At 62.7% G+C, this 14,407-nt stretch carries 18 protein-coding genes; 5 read left to right on the top strand and 13 right to left on the bottom strand.

What is annotated here, in order from left to right; translation table 11 throughout:
• Positions 1 to 34: 34 nt before the first annotated feature.
• The 4 genes from LAN70_13735 to LAN70_13720 form a co-directional block, all read right to left on the bottom strand.
• The gene (locus LAN70_13735; GenBank protein MBZ5512212.1) at positions 35 to 769 is read right to left on the bottom strand and encodes a hypothetical protein; all 735 of its coding nucleotides are present in this window, start codon (positions 767 to 769) and stop codon (positions 35 to 37) included.
• 126 nt (positions 770 to 895) lie between these two features.
• The gene (locus LAN70_13730) at positions 896 to 1,582 is read right to left on the bottom strand and encodes a hypothetical protein (GenBank protein ID MBZ5512211.1); all 687 of its coding nucleotides are present in this window, start codon (positions 1,580 to 1,582) and stop codon (positions 896 to 898) included.
• A 205-nt stretch (positions 1,583 to 1,787) separates the two neighbouring features.
• The gene (locus LAN70_13725) at positions 1,788 to 2,189 is read right to left on the bottom strand and encodes a peroxiredoxin family protein (GenBank protein MBZ5512210.1); all 402 of its coding nucleotides are present in this window, start codon (positions 2,187 to 2,189) and stop codon (positions 1,788 to 1,790) included.
• A gap of 160 nt (positions 2,190 to 2,349) precedes the next feature.
• The gene (locus tag LAN70_13720) at positions 2,350 to 2,643 is read right to left on the bottom strand and encodes a hypothetical protein (protein MBZ5512209.1); all 294 of its coding nucleotides are present in this window, start codon (positions 2,641 to 2,643) and stop codon (positions 2,350 to 2,352) included.
• Between the two features lie 163 nt (positions 2,644 to 2,806).
• Between LAN70_13720 and LAN70_13715 the strand changes: the two genes are divergently transcribed.
• Entirely contained in the window at positions 2,807 to 4,717 is a 1,911-nt protein-coding gene (locus LAN70_13715) for a multicopper oxidase domain-containing protein (GenBank protein MBZ5512208.1), read from the top strand.
• A gap of 38 nt (positions 4,718 to 4,755) precedes the next feature.
• Here the strand turns inward: LAN70_13715 and LAN70_13710 are convergent, their stop codons facing one another.
• Positions 4,756 to 5,091 carry a type II toxin-antitoxin system PemK/MazF family toxin gene (locus tag LAN70_13710; GenBank protein MBZ5512207.1) on the bottom strand — a complete coding sequence of 112 codons (336 nt, stop codon included), beginning with the start codon at positions 5,089 to 5,091 and terminating at the stop codon, positions 4,756 to 4,758.
• Positions 5,085 to 5,333 (bottom strand): AbrB/MazE/SpoVT family DNA-binding domain-containing protein, encoded by a 249-nt coding sequence (locus tag LAN70_13705; protein ID MBZ5512206.1) that lies wholly within the window; start codon positions 5,331 to 5,333, stop codon positions 5,085 to 5,087. Before LAN70_13705 ends, LAN70_13710 begins: the two co-directional genes overlap by 7 nt.
• Positions 5,334 to 5,810: 477 nt before the next feature.
• Between LAN70_13705 and mtgA the strand changes: the two genes are divergently transcribed.
• Entirely contained in the window at positions 5,811 to 6,443 is a 633-nt protein-coding gene (gene mtgA / locus LAN70_13700) for a monofunctional biosynthetic peptidoglycan transglycosylase (GenBank protein MBZ5512205.1), read from the top strand.
• 136 nt (positions 6,444 to 6,579) lie between these two features.
• Here the strand turns inward: mtgA and LAN70_13695 are convergent, their stop codons facing one another.
• The 5 genes from LAN70_13695 to LAN70_13675 all read right to left on the bottom strand — a co-directional run bounded on the left by LAN70_13695 (position 6,580) and on the right by LAN70_13675 (position 10,077).
• A complete protein-coding gene (locus LAN70_13695; GenBank protein MBZ5512204.1) occupies positions 6,580 to 6,822 on the bottom strand; it encodes a zf-HC2 domain-containing protein in 243 nt (80 codons plus the stop codon).
• Positions 6,823 to 7,434: a sigma-70 family RNA polymerase sigma factor gene (locus tag LAN70_13690; protein ID MBZ5512203.1), complete on the bottom strand. Its 612-nt coding sequence runs from the start codon at positions 7,432 to 7,434 to the stop codon at positions 6,823 to 6,825.
• Positions 7,435 to 7,775: 341 nt separating this feature from the next.
• Positions 7,776 to 8,228, bottom strand: a complete 453-nt coding sequence (locus LAN70_13685) for a hypothetical protein (protein ID MBZ5512202.1) — start codon at positions 8,226 to 8,228, stop codon at positions 7,776 to 7,778.
• A 9-nt stretch (positions 8,229 to 8,237) separates the two neighbouring features.
• Positions 8,238 to 8,666: a LytTR family transcriptional regulator gene (locus tag LAN70_13680; protein MBZ5512201.1), complete on the bottom strand. Its 429-nt coding sequence runs from the start codon at positions 8,664 to 8,666 to the stop codon at positions 8,238 to 8,240.
• Between the two features lie 211 nt (positions 8,667 to 8,877).
• Positions 8,878 to 10,077, bottom strand: coding sequence for an aminotransferase class V-fold PLP-dependent enzyme (locus LAN70_13675; protein MBZ5512200.1), 1,200 nt, complete (start codon positions 10,075 to 10,077; stop codon positions 8,878 to 8,880).
• Positions 10,078 to 10,351: 274 nt separating this feature from the next.
• Here LAN70_13675 and LAN70_13670 point away from each other — a divergent pair, with 274 nt between their 5' ends.
• Together LAN70_13670 and LAN70_13665 are read left to right on the top strand one after the other, a co-directional pair.
• A complete protein-coding gene (locus LAN70_13670; GenBank protein MBZ5512199.1) occupies positions 10,352 to 11,635 on the top strand; it encodes an MFS transporter in 1,284 nt (427 codons plus the stop codon).
• Between the two features lie 175 nt (positions 11,636 to 11,810).
• Positions 11,811 to 12,584 (top strand): phosphate ABC transporter substrate-binding protein, encoded by a 774-nt coding sequence (locus tag LAN70_13665; protein MBZ5512198.1) that lies wholly within the window; start codon positions 11,811 to 11,813, stop codon positions 12,582 to 12,584.
• Between the two features lie 53 nt (positions 12,585 to 12,637).
• Here LAN70_13665 and LAN70_13660 read toward each other — a convergent pair whose 3' ends face one another.
• Positions 12,638 to 12,799, bottom strand: coding sequence for a hypothetical protein (locus LAN70_13660; protein MBZ5512197.1), 162 nt, complete (start codon positions 12,797 to 12,799; stop codon positions 12,638 to 12,640).
• Between the two features lie 154 nt (positions 12,800 to 12,953).
• Between LAN70_13660 and LAN70_13655 the strand changes: the two genes are divergently transcribed.
• Positions 12,954 to 13,541 (top strand): GNAT family N-acetyltransferase, encoded by a 588-nt coding sequence (locus LAN70_13655; protein ID MBZ5512196.1) that lies wholly within the window; start codon positions 12,954 to 12,956, stop codon positions 13,539 to 13,541.
• Positions 13,542 to 13,567: 26 nt separating this feature from the next.
• On the opposite strand, the gene LAN70_13650 is transcribed toward LAN70_13655, so the two are convergent.
• A complete protein-coding gene (locus tag LAN70_13650) occupies positions 13,568 to 14,230 on the bottom strand; it encodes a PilZ domain-containing protein (GenBank protein ID MBZ5512195.1) in 663 nt (220 codons plus the stop codon).
• Positions 14,231 to 14,407: the final 177 nt, after the last annotated feature.

The following is a 14,407-nucleotide window of genomic DNA, read 5'->3' as shown; positions in this document are numbered from 1 at the left end:
CAACGCCGGATGCCGGCCGCCGCCGGATCGAGAGTTAATCCTTCTTGGCGATCTTTACCGCCCGTCCCTTGCGATAGGTAACGGTCAGAGCGTGACCGCCGTTGGGGTATTTCACGATTTTCACGTCGGGATCGGTTTGTTGCGGCTGCGGGACGCCCATGCCGACCGCGAAGTCAGCCTGGAATTCGTTCATGCCGAGTGTGACCTCGTGGTTGCGGATCGCCTCCCAGGTCTCCGCCGGCCAGAAGCCGTAGAGCTGGCGCGGATCTTCATAAAAAAACATCTGGTCGGCATAGATCTGGAACGAGCCGCCGGACTCGGTGCCCACCGGCACGGCGTAGCTGCGTCCGGATTTCTCGAAAATCGCAGCAATCTGGTGATAGTTGGGCTTGTTGGGCGTGGGCTGCGCGACCACGTTGGTGATGTGCAGCTCCTCAATTGGCCCGAGCAGGCCCGCTTCGTGCACGAAATCGGCGCGCCGCCTGGCGGAGTCGTAGGGATAGTAGGTGTAGCGGTAGCCCTCCTGCACCCAGACGGGCTGCCTGGTCAGTTCGCGCGCGGAAGCCAAGTCGTACGCATGCAGCTTGCGCGGCACCACGTAGGCTTCGCGATTCAGCGGGCGAACCGCCGCTTTGGGCTTGGGGGCCGCCGGGCGCGTGCGCTCGCGGAGGATGAAGTACAGCCGCACGCCGGCGGCGACCAGCGCCACCAGCAGCAGGAATTGCAGCAGTTTTGCCGCCGTGGATTTGCCGCGCTTGCGTCGTGCCATGAACCGGGCTCCAGGCTGCACAGGCTGCAGGACGTATCCCTGCAAAACCGCCGCCTAATCGCCATTGTACCGACGTTGGTCGCCTGAGGTGAGCGACAGAAGTTCATCGTGCAGCGCAATCAGGAATCAATCGGCGGCCGCCGAAGACGAACTCCGTCCACGCGCCATCTGCCACAGCAGGTCGAAGATGGCCGCCGACATCAGCAACAGCGCCAACCCGAACCACGGCCAGTTGAATCGCGCGGGCAGCATGGTGCGCAGCGCCGGCTCGCCTCCGGAGACCGCGCGCATCGAGTCCTGCATAAAGACCGCCAGGGCCAGCAGAATCCCGACGGCATTCAGCGCCAGCGACCAGCGCGAAGGCCAGAAGCGCGCCTCGCCAAACTGCGTGACCAGGGTACCTCCCACCACCATCAGCGCCGCGATCGTCACCGGCGCGATCACCGGCGCCCACCACGGCAGCGGGATGAGAAACAGAACGTCCCAGTCGAGGAGCGACTGCGGCCACCCGGCAATCATCGCCAGAAAAACGTAGTAGAGGATGTCCCACACGCCGAAGGCGATCAGCGAATACGACAACCGCGTGCGCCAGTTGCGTCCCGCAAGCCAGCCAACGGCAAACAGCATCAGCAGCGTGGCCAGCTCGCGTACGAGCTCGGTATTGCCCAGCGCCTGATGCCGCGGCAGCGGGTTGAGCTGGTAAGGATTGACGCGGCCCACCAGCATCCGCAAGTACACCACGGTGGCGGATTCCATCCACCCCATCGCCGTGCCGAACAACACCACCACGAGCCAGCGGTTTCGCTCCGACATGAATGTATTTTATGGGATGAAAACGCTCGGTGCGCGGGTACGCAGTTCAGAGTCCGGCGCCATGTCTTCCCGGAACGATGGCGGCTAGCCTGGATTTCCACGGTGGGGAATCGTTCTAGCAGAGATATGGTCGATCCTCGCTGCGCTCGGCCGGGACACGCGCTCACATCATCAGATGCAGATTGAGTAGGGCCCGGCCGTCAACTCATTTTCGCGGCGAGACGAGGCCGTAGCGGAACATGTTGCGCAGCGCGCGCAACATGGCGGGGCGCAGCGTTCGCTTGGCCGCCTGCGTCGCCTGGGTGCGCACGCACGCCAGCACCTCGTCGGCGCCGGCGCGATGTCGCACGTCCTCGATGGAGGAGAGGCGCACGCGCCGCTCGCCGTCGAGCACGAACGTGGCCGGCACGGCGATGCCGCCCTTCTCGCGAGGATTGAACAAATCCCAGTCGCGCACCACCTGCCGCTCGACGTCGCACCAAATTGGGAAGGACACGCTCAACGTCCGCCGCAGATGCTCGGTGCGCTGCGGCTCATCCACCGACAAAGCGGCGACGCGATATCCCGCCCGCAAAAAGGCGTCCGTACGGTCGCGATAATCCGCCAACTGGCGGATGCAGAAGGGTCACCAGTGGCCGCGGTAGAAAACCAGGACGCACGGAGTCAGGGACGACAAGCTGCGCTTCTCGCCCGTCGAATCCGAGAGCACGATCTCGGACGCTACATCACCAACGCGCGGTGCGCTCATGGCCACACGATTTCTCAGTTTAGCGCGCGTACTCGGCGCTGATGTCGCGTAAGGCCTCGATCGTGCCGCGCCGGCTGGCTTGGTCGGCAAAGCGCTCGGCAATGCGTGAGAGCGTGGAGAAGATCTGCGTGCCGCGATAGATAAACCCCGGCGCCTGCTCCCACGCGGTTTCGAACTTGTCCGGATACTCGGCGGCGAGAACCGCCAGCCCCACGGTGGCCAGCGCGATCCCGGCGGGGCGGCGACCCTTGATGAACATCAGAGCGCCCGCGCTCAGCGACCCAATGACCAGTGCTTTTCTCCACTTCGGCATGACTTTCTCCATGACCTGCTCCCCGCGGCGGTTTCCAAGCATTGAAACAATCATAAACCGTCGGCCTGGTTCGCGAAACGCGCTACTGAGGCCCATCTTCCTATTGACAGCATGATCCCATTTGGCGAACAATCCACGCACCTAATTCCTGCGGGGTGGCTCAATGGTTCGTCTTGTCTGTCGCGCGGTCTTGGTGTGCCTGTCCGCGCTGGCCTCAGTCGCAGCACAATCCGCACCGGTTGCGATTGTTGCCAACCAGAACCGCATTCCCGCCGGCAAGCTGGAATCCGGCGTCCTCAATGTGCAACTCGAGATCGTGCAAGGCGCCTGGCACGCCGAGGCCGAGGACGGACCGCGGTTGAACTTGCAGGCGTTTGGCGAAGCCGGCCACCCGGCGCAGATACCCGGCCCGCTGCTGCGCGTGCCGCAGGGCACCAAGATTCATGTGACCGTGGCCAATAAAGTGAAAACGAAGGCCACCGTTCATGGCCTGAACACCCGTCCCGGCGATGACAAGGACGCGCTCGAAGTTCCGCCCGGCGAAACCCGCGAGCGTACCTTCCTCGCGGGCGATCCCGGAACGTACTTTTACTGGGCGCGCACCACGGCGCCTCCGAACGTTCCGCCCCTGGGGGTGCTTCGGCAACCAGTTTTCGAGGATGCCCACCTGAACGGCGCCTTCATCGTGGATCCGCCGGGCGTGGTCGCCGCCGACCGCGTGTTCGTGATCAATGCGATGTTCGTCAAGCCCGATGTCACCCACGACAACTTCGAAGTCGTCAGTATCAATGGCAAGTCGTTTCCGTTTACCGAGCCGCTGGAATATACCGCCGGCGACACCATCCGCTGGCGCGTGATCAATCCCAGTTTTGCCGTACATCCCATGCACCTGCATGGCGCGTTTTTCAAGCTGCTCAGCCTCGGCGACTCGGAGAAGGACGCCCAATTCGCACCCGGCGACCGCCAGTCAGTGGTCACCGAAGCCATGCGGCCGGGCAGCACGATGATGATGGAGTGGTCGCCGGAGAACGCCGGACGTTGGCTTTTTCATTGTCATTTTCAGTTTCACATGTCGAGCGACGAACGCCTCCCGGTTTTCACGCGCGTCATACCCAGCCAGTACGGCCCCGAAGAGCCGGCCGTTGCCGGCCACCAGCACCACGGCGCCGGCGCCATGGAAGCGATGCATGACATGGCCGGCCTGGTGCTCACGATCAACGTGAAACCCGCGGCGGGCACGCCGCCCGCGGCCACTGCCGGCAAACCGGCGCGCAAGATCGATCTCATCATCGAGCCCAACGTCGAAGCCGCCGGGAAGGAACCGAAGTTCTCCTGCTCGGTGCGCGAGAAGAACAAGGTGCTGGTGTCGGAGGACCGCGCCGTCGGGCCGCCGATTGTGGTCACGCGCGGCGAACCCACCGAGATCACCGTTCTCAATCATCTCAAGGCGCCGACCACCATTCATTGGCACGGCCTGGTGCTGGAGAGCTACTACGACGGTGTGGTCGGCGGTGGCGTGGGAGACCAGGTCACGCCGGCGGTTCCGCCCGGCGGCAGCTTTGTCGCCCGCTTCACGCCCACTCGCGCCGGCACTTTTATCTATCACACGCACGCGGCCGATCCGAACCAGCTCAGCGGCGGCATCTACGGCGCGCTCATCGTGCTGGAACCCGGGAAACCGTTTGACGCCGAACACGACAAGCTGCTGGTCATCGGCACGCGGGATACGTTCTTCTTTGCCAAGCGCATCACCATCAACGGCATGGAGAAGCCCCAGCCGATGACGCTCGCCACGGGCGCAACCTACCGGCTGCGCCTGATCAACATGGCGCCGAATCTGATCGCGAACTTCCGCCTCGGCAGCAAGGACAAACCCGCGACCTGGCGCGCTCTGGCGAAAGACGGCGCCGATGTGCCTCCGCGCCTGGCGCGCTCCGGCGATGCGGTCCTGAACATCACATCGGGTGAAACGTACGATTTTTCCTTCCGCGCTGATTCACCGGGCGAGATTCCTCTTGAAATCGAGAACCCTCTCAGCCAAGCAAAACTGCTCAGCGCAATTGTGGTGCACTAGGCTGAAGGCGTTCGAGGGCGGATCCGGTCGATTCGATGTTACAAGCGGGTGAACATTTCCAGCAGCGTGGTGGTGGCCCGCTGCGCGGTACTGGTCGAGACGGTTCCGAGCTTTCGCACAAGTCGCTGCCGGTCTACGGCGCGGAGTTGGTCCAGAGCCACCTGTCCACGTTTTCCATGAAACCGTACCGGCACTCGTGTGGGGTAGGGGCGCGTGACGGTGGTCATGGGAGCAATCATAACCGTCTGCAGATGCCGGTTCATTTCATCCGGCGAGACCACTATGCAAGGGCGCGTCTTCTGAATCTCAACACCCTGGGTCGGATCGAGCGACACCAGCCAGACTTCGTCCCGGCGTGGCGGTTGACTCACCATTTCCATTCCTTGCGGTCGAACTCATTGGGTCCGGTCTCCAGAAGGAGTTCGTCGTGTACAGCCCGTCCAGCGGCACGGAACGCTTCCTCCCATCCTTGACGCGGCCGACGTTCCGGAGAAATCACCAGGCAATCATTCTCGACTCGTAAGTCGACGGTCTCGCCCAACCCGCATTGCTCGATGAGGGGCTTGGGAATGCGAACGCCGCGGGAATTGCCGATGCGGACAAGGTCGGTCCTCATGCCTCGATTACCTCTGTAATTACATTGTAATCACAGCGGACGCTCGCCGGCAAGAGGCAGCAGGGCGAGGGCGCGCGTGACGGGCGCGTTCGTGAAATTCCCATCCTTCGCGAAACCTAGCGCAAGGGTGGCCACACGCCAGTTCTCGGTTATCGGCTTTCGATTGTCGGTGGTTACTCTCGAAAGTGGATCGCTGCCGAGTGGCCCGTCATCCGGGCCCATTTCACTTCCCACAAGCCGACTTCTCGGGACTGATCCTACTTTACCTTTGTAGCGGGGTTCAATGTGATTCAGGACCAAGGGGCTTTGTCCCGAGTGGCCTGAGTAGAACGCAGCACTCCGTGTTCGCGCGCGCAAGATCGGCCATAAGCGGCAGCCCAACCCAGGCTGTTATTCTGCAATGTGACTCCAAGGCCAAACCCACACCCCAAGACCCCGCTGCGGAAGGGTTTCCTCCGATCCTTTGTTCGATGGCTTATCACCGGCGTGGTGCTCATTTGGGTGCTTGCCGCGCTGATGCTTGCGGCCGCCCGGTGGATCGACCCACCGACAACCGCGGTGCACATCCAGCGCCGCTTGCAGGCCTGGATTCACCACACGCCGTATCACGAACGCTACAAATTCATTCCGCTCGGCCAAATCTCGCCCGATCTCCAGCACTCTGTAATCGCCGCGGAGGATGCGCGCTTCTACCAGCATCATGGGTTCGATTGGCACCAGATCCAAATCGCTGCCGAAGAGGATTTGGAAGGCGGTCGCATTCGCGGAGCTTCCACCATCACGCAGCAACTCGTAAAAAACCTATTCTTCGGAACGGGCCGCTCTTTCCTCCGCAAGGGCGCAGAGTTCACACTGGTACCGGTGGCCGAATTCGTCCTCGGCAAGCGGCGCATTCTGGAGATCTACCTCAACGTGGTCGAATGGGGCCCTGGTATTTATGGTGCAGAGTCGGCGTGTCGTTACTACGATGGAACCGCGGCCCGGAATATTGGCCGGCAACAGGCGGCACGGCTTGCCGCGATTCTGCCGGCTCCCCTGAAGCGACGTCCCGAGCGCATGAATAACTACAGCGAGCTCATTCTCGAGCGGATGCGCCAAATGGGTTGGTAATCGTGAGCAACATTTTACCCATGCTGCGCCTATGATTCCTCTCGCATTGGGTTCTGGCCGGATGGTCGTCGGTTCGGAGATTACTATCTCGACAACAGAGCATATGGCCGGAATCGACGCGCAGGATGCGCGCGCGCTAGCGGCTCGAGGCAAGATGTGCGGCGAACTTGGTGTAGAGGCGCCGGCTGAAGTCGGCGGGGAGGGCGAAAGCGCGGTTGTCGCCGATGAGGACGAGGACGTTGTGGGTGCTGTCGAGCAGCGCGGCGCAGTGGCGGCAGTGGGCGAAGTGCTGCTCCATCCGCTCACGCAGCCCGGGATCAACATCGTGATCGAGGTAGTTCGAGATCTCGCGCCAGATCTCGTGACAGCTCACTTGCATCTATTTCCCCTTCCGCTTGAGATGCCAGCCACTCAGTTCGGTAACAAGACGGTCGCGCATTTGCAGCCGCGCCCGTAGCAGGCGGACCTTCACGTTGCCGGGAGTAATGCCCAGGATTGCGGCGGTTTCGGCAACGCTGAGCAGTTGGACGTCGCGCAGCACCAGCACCTCGCGGTACTTATCGTTCAGCGCCGCCAGCGCCCGCGTCAGCGCCTCGCGGAGTTCCCGCCGCTCCAGCGCCTGGGAGGGAATTTCGCGCCAGTCGCGGAGTTGGATGGGAACATAGTCGGGATCGTCGGGAGCGTCCAGAGATTCCAGGCGTACGCGCTGGCGCGAGCGCAGGCGCATGCGCGACTCGTTGATGGCAATGGTCACCAGCCAGGTGCCGAAGCGGGCGTCGCCGCGGAACTGGTGCAGGTTGCGGAACGCCTTGAGGACCGTGTCCTGGGCGACGTCCTCGGCTTCGGATGGATCCTGGAGAATGGAGTAGGCGGTGACGTAGATGGAGCGTTCGTGCGGCCGAACCAGGTCATAGAAAGCCTCGGAGTCGCCGGCGCGGATGCGTTCGATGAGCGCCTGCTCGTCGGGGCGAGGCTGAGGTTGCGTGGCCAATTCTTTTTTCGTTTCGTCCCTACGGTGTCTGTGTCATAGCCGTGCCGCGCCGCTGGCGCTCACGAGTTCTGTTCCACTTTTCCCACCGCTGCCGCGGTGGGCTAACGAATTTCGCCGCTCCGCGGCTGGTTTCGGTTCGCTTTTGGACCACTGCAACGCGCGAAATCGAGCTATGACACAGACACCTACGGGACTCAGGATCATCTTCCAAGTTTTACCCATGGCTATCGCCCCTTCGACTTCGCTCAGGGCAGGCTCTGGGCTACCAGCGCACGTCCCCATTCGGCTTCGCTCAGGGCAGGCTCTGCGGGACTGAAGCCTGGGGTCGTCTCCGTTTCCGTCTAGTGATGCCAGCCGGGGTAGACGCTGGGATGGAGCACGAGCTCGGATAGGACCATGAACAGCGTCAGCACGGAGGCGGAGAACACGATGCCGTTGCGCAGCTTGTCGCGGAAGCGCAGCGGCTTGATGCGCCATTGCGCCTCGGGCTGGCGGCGAAGCCGGCGCGCGTTCCTGAGCACGAACAGGTTGAACAGCGAGCCGATGGCCGCTAGTGCGAGCAGCGGCAGACGCACCAGCTCGGAATGAAGCCAGGAAGCTTGCAGCACCAGTCCGGTGGCGGCGCCGGTGGTCAGAATGGAAATGCGGTTGGCGAAGACAAAGATCGCGCACCCGGTTTCAAACAGCAGGATGGGAAGCGAACCCAGGACGATGGAATAGCGCGGCGCCTTGGTTTCGAGTTTCGGTTCCGGGATGGGCATGGCAGGAGCCGAGGGCGAAGCCGTGACCGACATGAAAACACCTCAACTGATGGGATGGCCGGTCGAGGCGGAAGTCGGCAAAGAATTTTTCGCATGTCCGGCCTGCTCCAGCATCTTGCGCACCGCCGGTTGATAGCCGCGGCTCAGGGGCACGCGCGCTCCGTCGCGCAGCACGACGCTCATGCTGCCGCGCGCGGGCATGTGGAACTGCTGCACCCGCGACAGGTTGACGATGGCATTGCGGTGCACGCGCATGAACTGGCGCGGGTCGAGCGACCCTTCCACGGTCGCCATGGTGGCGCGCAGCAGGTGGGTGCTGAGGCCGACGTGCAAGCGGACGTAGTTGGCCGCCGACTCGATCCAGTCCACCTGCTCGACCGGAACGGCAAAGACGCGCGCGTCGAGCTTGACGACAAACCGCTGCAGGAACTTGGGCTGAGTATCAGCGGACGGAACAGATGGCCGATCCATGGGGAACCTCAGCGCTGAATTCAGATTGTTCATGGTGAACCCCCGCCGCGGAGCCATCCTCAGGATCCGCGGGACACAGTAAGCCTGTGGTAGTAGACCACGGCAATCGAAAAAGGTTACGGGCGGGGGTTTGTAAAATCTTTTGTAACAATTGCGGGGGCGGCTGGCGGCGATTGGCGATCGGCCGTCGGCAACAACGGGTTACGAGTCCTCACCGCGCGAGCACGCCTTCGGCGGCGGGAACGGCGGGCTTGCTGAGCACGTCCATCGCGGCCTGCACGCCACCGGACTTGTGCGCGACGCCGGCGGCGCGCAACCCCATCTCAACCCCGGAGAGCGTGCCCATCAGCATCAGGTCGTTGAAGTCGCCGAGGTGGCCGATGCGGAAGACCTTGCCCTTCACCTTGCCGAGGCCGGCGCCGAGCGACATGTCGAATTTCTCGAGCGCGATCTTGCGGAAGGCGTCGGCGTCGTGGCCTTGCGGCATGAGCACGGCGGTGACGGAGCTGGAGTACTCTCGCGGATCGAGAGCGAGATTCTCCAGTCCCCATCCTTCCACGGCGGCACGAGTGGCGGCGGCGTGGCGGTTGTGGCGCGCGAAGACGTTGTCGAGTCCTTCCTCGTGCAGCATGGCGATGGCTTCCTTTAATCCGTAGAGCAGAGTGGTGGCGGGCGTGTAGGGAAAGTAGCCGGCGGCGTTGTCCTTGAGCATCTGCTGCCAGTCCCAGTAGGAGCGGCTGAGGCGCGCGGTCTGGTTGGCGGCGAGCGCTTTTTCGGATACGGAGTTGAAGGCCAATCCCGGAGGAAGCATCAGGCCCTTCTGCGACCCGGAGACGACGACGTCCACTTGCCACGCGTCCTGGTTGAGTTCACAGGAGGCAAGCGAGGAGACGGCGTCAATCATGAACAGCGCGGGATGCTTGGCGGCGTTGATGGCCTTGCGAATTTCGGGAACGCGAGTGGTGACGCCGGTGGAGGTCTCGTTGTGCACGATCATGACGGCTTTGAACGCGTGATTGCCGTCTTCGCGCAGGCGGCGCTCGACGTCGGCGGGATCAACGCCATGGCGCCAGTCGCTAGGAACGAATTCCACATCGAGCCCGTGACGGCGCGCGACCTGCTGCCACAGGGTGGCGAACTGGCCGGTTTCATACATCAGGACCTTATCGCCGGGCGAAAGCGTATTGACGATGGCGGCTTCCCAGCCACCGCTGCCGGAAGACGGAAAGATGATCACCGTGCCGGAGGTGCGGAAGATGGATTTGATGCCGTCGAGGACTTCGTGGCCGAGGCGGGCGAAGTCGGGACCGCGATGGTCCATGACAGCGGCGTGCATGGCGCGCTGGATGCGGTCGGGAACGTTGGTGGGGCCGGGAATTTGCAGGAAGTGACGGCCGGGGCGATAGGTCATGACGCGTGCCTCACAAGCGATGATGTCGGATGATAGCGAACCTGCTATTGCGACATAGGGAACAGGAAAATGCAAGCGAAACGGGAGGTAGTCGGTAGTGCGGAAAACCCAACCTTTGGCAAATCACTTCACTGAGCGAAATATATTTCGCCCAAAATCCGCTTGCTTGCCGCGAAAAACAGGCACATCATACTCCGCCCGCCAGGGTCAGGTGATTCGCTCTTCGGTCTTTATCAGGTGATTCAATTCTCGTTGTTACCAGGAGAGATTCCCCATGCGTCCACGTCTGGTCCGTGCGACGAACGTCGTGCTCGGACTGCTCTGCCTGATGTACTTCCTGACCTACGTTGACCGGGTCAATATCAGTACCGTGGTTGCGTCCAACCAGTTCCTGAAGGAAATTCCGCTGAGCAAGGTGCAGATCGGGCTGGTGTTCTCCGCCTTCGCCTATCCCTACCTGCTGTTCCAGGTGATCGGCGGCTGGGTAGCGGACAAGTTCGGGCCAAGGAAAGCGCTCACCATCTGCGGCCTGATCTGGGCCGGCGCAACCATCGTCACCGGCCTGGTGCACGGCATGGTGGCCCTGTTCGTCGCCCGCGTGATCCTGGGATTCGGCGAAGGCGCGACCTTCCCGACCGCAACGCGCGCCATGTCGTACTGGATATCGAAGGAACGGCGCGGGTTTGCGCAGGGCTTCACGCACGCCTTCTCGCGGCTGGGGAATTCGCTGACGCCGTGGGTGGTGGCGACGCTGATCGCGGCGATTTCGTGGCGCGCTTCGTTCCTCATCATCGGCTGCATCAGCATGTTCTGGGCGCTGGCCTGGGGACTTTATTTCCGCGACAAACCCGGCGATCACCCCGGCATCACGCAGGAAGAACTGGCGACGCTGCCAACGCCGGCCACCAAGGCGAAAGTGCAGGTGCCCTGGGGACCGCTGATCAAGCGCATGGTCCCGGTCACCATTGTCTATTTCTGTTACGGGTGGATCCTGTGGCTGTTCCTGAGCTGGATCCCGTCGTTCTTCAAAGGTCAGTACCAGCTCGACCTGAAGAAGACGGCGGTCTTCGCTTCGGGCGTGTTCTTCGCCGGCGTGGTGGGCGACACGCTGGGCGGAATCGTCAGCGACAAGCTGTTCGAGAAGACGCACAGTCCGCGGTTCGCGCGCTGCAACATGGTGGCGGTGATGATGTTCCTGTGCGGCGTTGCCATGGTGCCGCTCATGTATACGCGCAACATCAATGTGGTGGCGTGGGCGCTGACGTTCGGCTTCTTCTTCGCCGAGATGACGATCGGCCCGATGTGGGCGATCCCGATGGACATCGCGCCGAAATTCGCGGGCACGGCGAGCGGGCTGATGAACACCGGGTCGGCGCTGGCGGCGATTGTGTCGCCGGTGGTGGGCGGCTACCTGATCCAGAGAACAGGAAACTGGACGCTGCCGTTCAAGGTGTCCATCGGCGTGATCCTGGTAGGAGCGATCTTGTCGTTCACCATGCATCCGGAGCGTCAGTTCACGGACGAAGCGAGCCCGGCGGCCGCGGGAACGGGCAGGTGAGCGCGTGCGTGAAAATCAGTGTCCATCATTGAAGACCCCCACCCTGTGCCGCCCCTTCGACTGCGCTCGGGGCAGGCTCACCCGCGCGGCACAAGGGTGGGGCAACCGAAGGCAGCTTCTTGCGGTCGCGGCTGTCGTTATCGTGTTGATGGCAACGGCGGCGTTAGGCGGGAACATGCAACAGGCAACATCCAACAAGGCGGTGGAGAAAACCGGCGCGCGTACGCTGAGCTACGAAGGCGCGACCACCATCGGGACCAAGATCATGCCGGAGGCGGCCAAGCTGTTCGCGGCGCGCACGGGCGTGACCTTCAGCCAGATTGGCGGCGCCGGCGCCGATGCCGGATTCCGCGCGGCGGAAGAGCGTCGGGTGGACCTGGGCGGCGTGGCCCGGGAATTGACGCCGGCAGAAAAGAGCAAGGTCGCGGGCGCCGTGGTGATCGGGTACGACGCGATGGGAGTGTTCGTCAACGCCGGCAACCCGGTGAAGGCGCTGACGCGCGCGCAATTGAAAGAAATCTTTGCCGGACGGGCGACCAACTGGAAAGTGTTCGGCGGGCCAGACAAGCCGATCACCGTGTACAGCGAAAAGCTCACCGGCGGCCGCGCCACGGTGAAGGCGTTCAAAGACATGGTGCTCGGCAGCGAGCCTTACGGCCCGGTGAAAGAACGGGAGGACGCCGCCGATTACATGAAGGACGTAGCGACGGATGAGACCGCGATTGCGGCGTCCTCCATGTCGTTTGCCGTGCCGGGTGTGAGGGCGATCGCGGTGGACGGCGCGCCTCCGACGACGGCGGCGGTGCAGGACGGTTCGTATCCGCTGAAGCGCCCCCTCATCTTGGTCACGAAGGACCCGCCTGCCGGCGACGTGAAGGCCTTCCTCGACTTCATGCTCACCAAGGACGCACAGGCGATCGTGGGAAAAAACTTCGTCGCCGCGAAGTGAATACCGGACAGAACACCCGTACGGGGCCGACAACGGCGATGCCGCGGCAGGTGTTAAGCCGCTTTGCGGTGCTCCGTATGCTCGTGGTGCCGGCGCGGCTTGGGTTGGCGTCGCCGCAACGACAGCCCACCACCCCACAGAATGATAAAAACAGCGCTGACCAGCAGGGCGCCGAAAAGCAGCAATGTAAGCGTCATGGCCGTAAGGTTGGTCATCGCAGCACCCTCCACAATTAAGGATGCACGCAACGCCCTTTACGCGCAGTGACGACCATCACGCTGCGGAAGTGAGGAACCCGTCTTGGGAATGGCAGCGGGGCGGATCGAGACCCTAAACTCATAAGGACTCCGAGAGAGGTAGGCATGCGACATGACTCCCTTCACCGCCCCCATCACTCTGCGCGGACGGCACGCGTCCCTGGAACCGCTTTCCGCCGCGCATCACGACGACCTGGTGGAAGCCACGCGTGACGGCGAACTCTGGAAACTCTGGTATACCGCGGTTCCATCGCCGGAAGGGATGCGCGCCGAAATCGAGCGCCGGCTGGAGCTGCAGCAGGCCGGCTCAATGCTGCCGTGGACGGTGCGTAGCCTGGCCACCGGCAAGATCGTCGGCATGACGACGTACATGAATATCGACGCCAAGTACCGGCGTGTCGAAATCGGTTCTACGTGGTACGCAAAATCGGCGCAGCGCACGCCGCTCAATACGGAATGCAAACTCATGCTGCTGACCCATGCGTTCGAGGACCTGGCGTGTATTGCGGTCGAATTCCGCACCGGATTCTTCAACCATGCCAGCCGGCGCGCGATCGAGCGCCTGGGCGCGAAACAGGACGGCATCTTGCGGAGCCACCAACTGTATGCCGACGGCAGTCTGCGCGATACCGTGGTTTTCTCGATTGTCGCTGCCGAATGGCCGGCCGTGAAACATCATCTGGAGTTCAAGCTGGCGTGAACGGTTGGAGTCGGCGGCCCCAGTAGCTAATCGTATTCACTGGCAAAGTCGACCTTCCAAAAATCCTCATCCGCCAGGAACTCAACTCCCACCTCAACCAAGCCGCCCGCGGCCCACACATGCTGAAAGACAACGCGCGCGCGCGCACCGCAATTATGCTCCGGTGACCAGAGATAGACCTCCTGCCCCACGGTGTAGGCCGTGCGACAGACCAGCAAACCGCCATTTCTGCTTACCAGCACAGAATCCGCGGATTCCTCCTCGTGCGGGCCGGCGCCGTCCACGGACCGGATGGTGAGGTGCGTACGATAGGGCACACGACTGCTGCGACGGGCGTAACCAAGCATCTTCTGGGTGAATTCTTCCAGATGCTGCCGGGCCTCTTGATCCAAATCAATGAATGCCACCCCAAAATGCCGTTGCGGCACGACGTAGATGACGCGGCCGAAAGCGTGAATTCGAAAACCAGTGGGAAGCTGGAACAGCATGGCCAATTCGGTCTGCAGGTCGAATCGCTCGCGGCAGGACGTGAGCACTCCTCCCACGCTCAGGTTGTCGATGCGGCCGACCACCGGCGGACCGACCGTGTCCTTGGTGTAAATGTCCACAGGAGCAAGGATGGGAACCCGGGCGTAGCGGCGTCGCGCACGCCACTGACGTTCGCTGCTGGATGGAACGCTCTGGCTCATGATCGGAACCGCTCTCTATCTGCCAAGAGTCTGTAACCAACCCTGTCAGACTCGCACCCGGCGCAATGTCCCACCGCGCCTGCTGTGCCGAACTATATCAGCCCCGGGAACCGTGCCAAGTCCCGAGTGACAGCCCCCGAAAGTAACCTACATGGCCTCCTAGCGGGCTGGGAAGCC

The organism is Terriglobia bacterium (assembly GCA_020072845.1).
Classification (GTDB): Bacteria; Acidobacteriota; Terriglobia; order Terriglobales; family Acidobacteriaceae; genus JAIQGF01.
Note: the sequence above shows the minus strand (reverse complement) of the source record. Positions and strands in the feature narration are given on the sequence as shown.

What these genes read in the sequence shown, in the direction of transcription:
- LAN70_13735 (MBZ5512212.1), bottom strand. Translation starts at nt 769, where the DNA reads ATGGCACGACGCAAGCGCGGCAAATCCACGGCGGCAAAACTGCTGCAA.
- LAN70_13730 (MBZ5512211.1), bottom strand. Translation starts at nt 1,582, where the DNA reads ATGTCGGAGCGAAACCGCTGGCTCGTGGTGGTGTTGTTCGGCACGGCG.
- LAN70_13720 (MBZ5512209.1), bottom strand. Translation starts at nt 2,643, where the DNA reads ATGCCGAAGTGGAGAAAAGCACTGGTCATTGGGTCGCTGAGCGCGGGC.
- LAN70_13715 (MBZ5512208.1), top strand. Translation starts at nt 2,807, where the DNA reads ATGGTTCGTCTTGTCTGTCGCGCGGTCTTGGTGTGCCTGTCCGCGCTG.
- LAN70_13710 (MBZ5512207.1), bottom strand. Translation starts at nt 5,091, where the DNA reads ATGGTGAGTCAACCGCCACGCCGGGACGAAGTCTGGCTGGTGTCGCTC.
- LAN70_13705 (MBZ5512206.1), bottom strand. Translation starts at nt 5,333, where the DNA reads ATGAGGACCGACCTTGTCCGCATCGGCAATTCCCGCGGCGTTCGCATT.
- LAN70_13695 (MBZ5512204.1), bottom strand. Translation starts at nt 6,822, where the DNA reads ATGCAAGTGAGCTGTCACGAGATCTGGCGCGAGATCTCGAACTACCTC.
- LAN70_13685 (MBZ5512202.1), bottom strand. Translation starts at nt 8,228, where the DNA reads ATGTCGGTCACGGCTTCGCCCTCGGCTCCTGCCATGCCCATCCCGGAA.
- LAN70_13680 (MBZ5512201.1), bottom strand. Translation starts at nt 8,666, where the DNA reads ATGGATCGGCCATCTGTTCCGTCCGCTGATACTCAGCCCAAGTTCCTG.
- LAN70_13675 (MBZ5512200.1), bottom strand. Translation starts at nt 10,077, where the DNA reads ATGACCTATCGCCCCGGCCGTCACTTCCTGCAAATTCCCGGCCCCACC.
- LAN70_13670 (MBZ5512199.1), top strand. Translation starts at nt 10,352, where the DNA reads ATGCGTCCACGTCTGGTCCGTGCGACGAACGTCGTGCTCGGACTGCTC.
- LAN70_13665 (MBZ5512198.1), top strand. Translation starts at nt 11,811, where the DNA reads ATGCAACAGGCAACATCCAACAAGGCGGTGGAGAAAACCGGCGCGCGT.
- LAN70_13660 (MBZ5512197.1), bottom strand. Translation starts at nt 12,799, where the DNA reads ATGACCAACCTTACGGCCATGACGCTTACATTGCTGCTTTTCGGCGCC.
- LAN70_13655 (MBZ5512196.1), top strand. Translation starts at nt 12,954, where the DNA reads ATGACTCCCTTCACCGCCCCCATCACTCTGCGCGGACGGCACGCGTCC.
- LAN70_13650 (MBZ5512195.1), bottom strand. Translation starts at nt 14,230, where the DNA reads ATGAGCCAGAGCGTTCCATCCAGCAGCGAACGTCAGTGGCGTGCGCGA.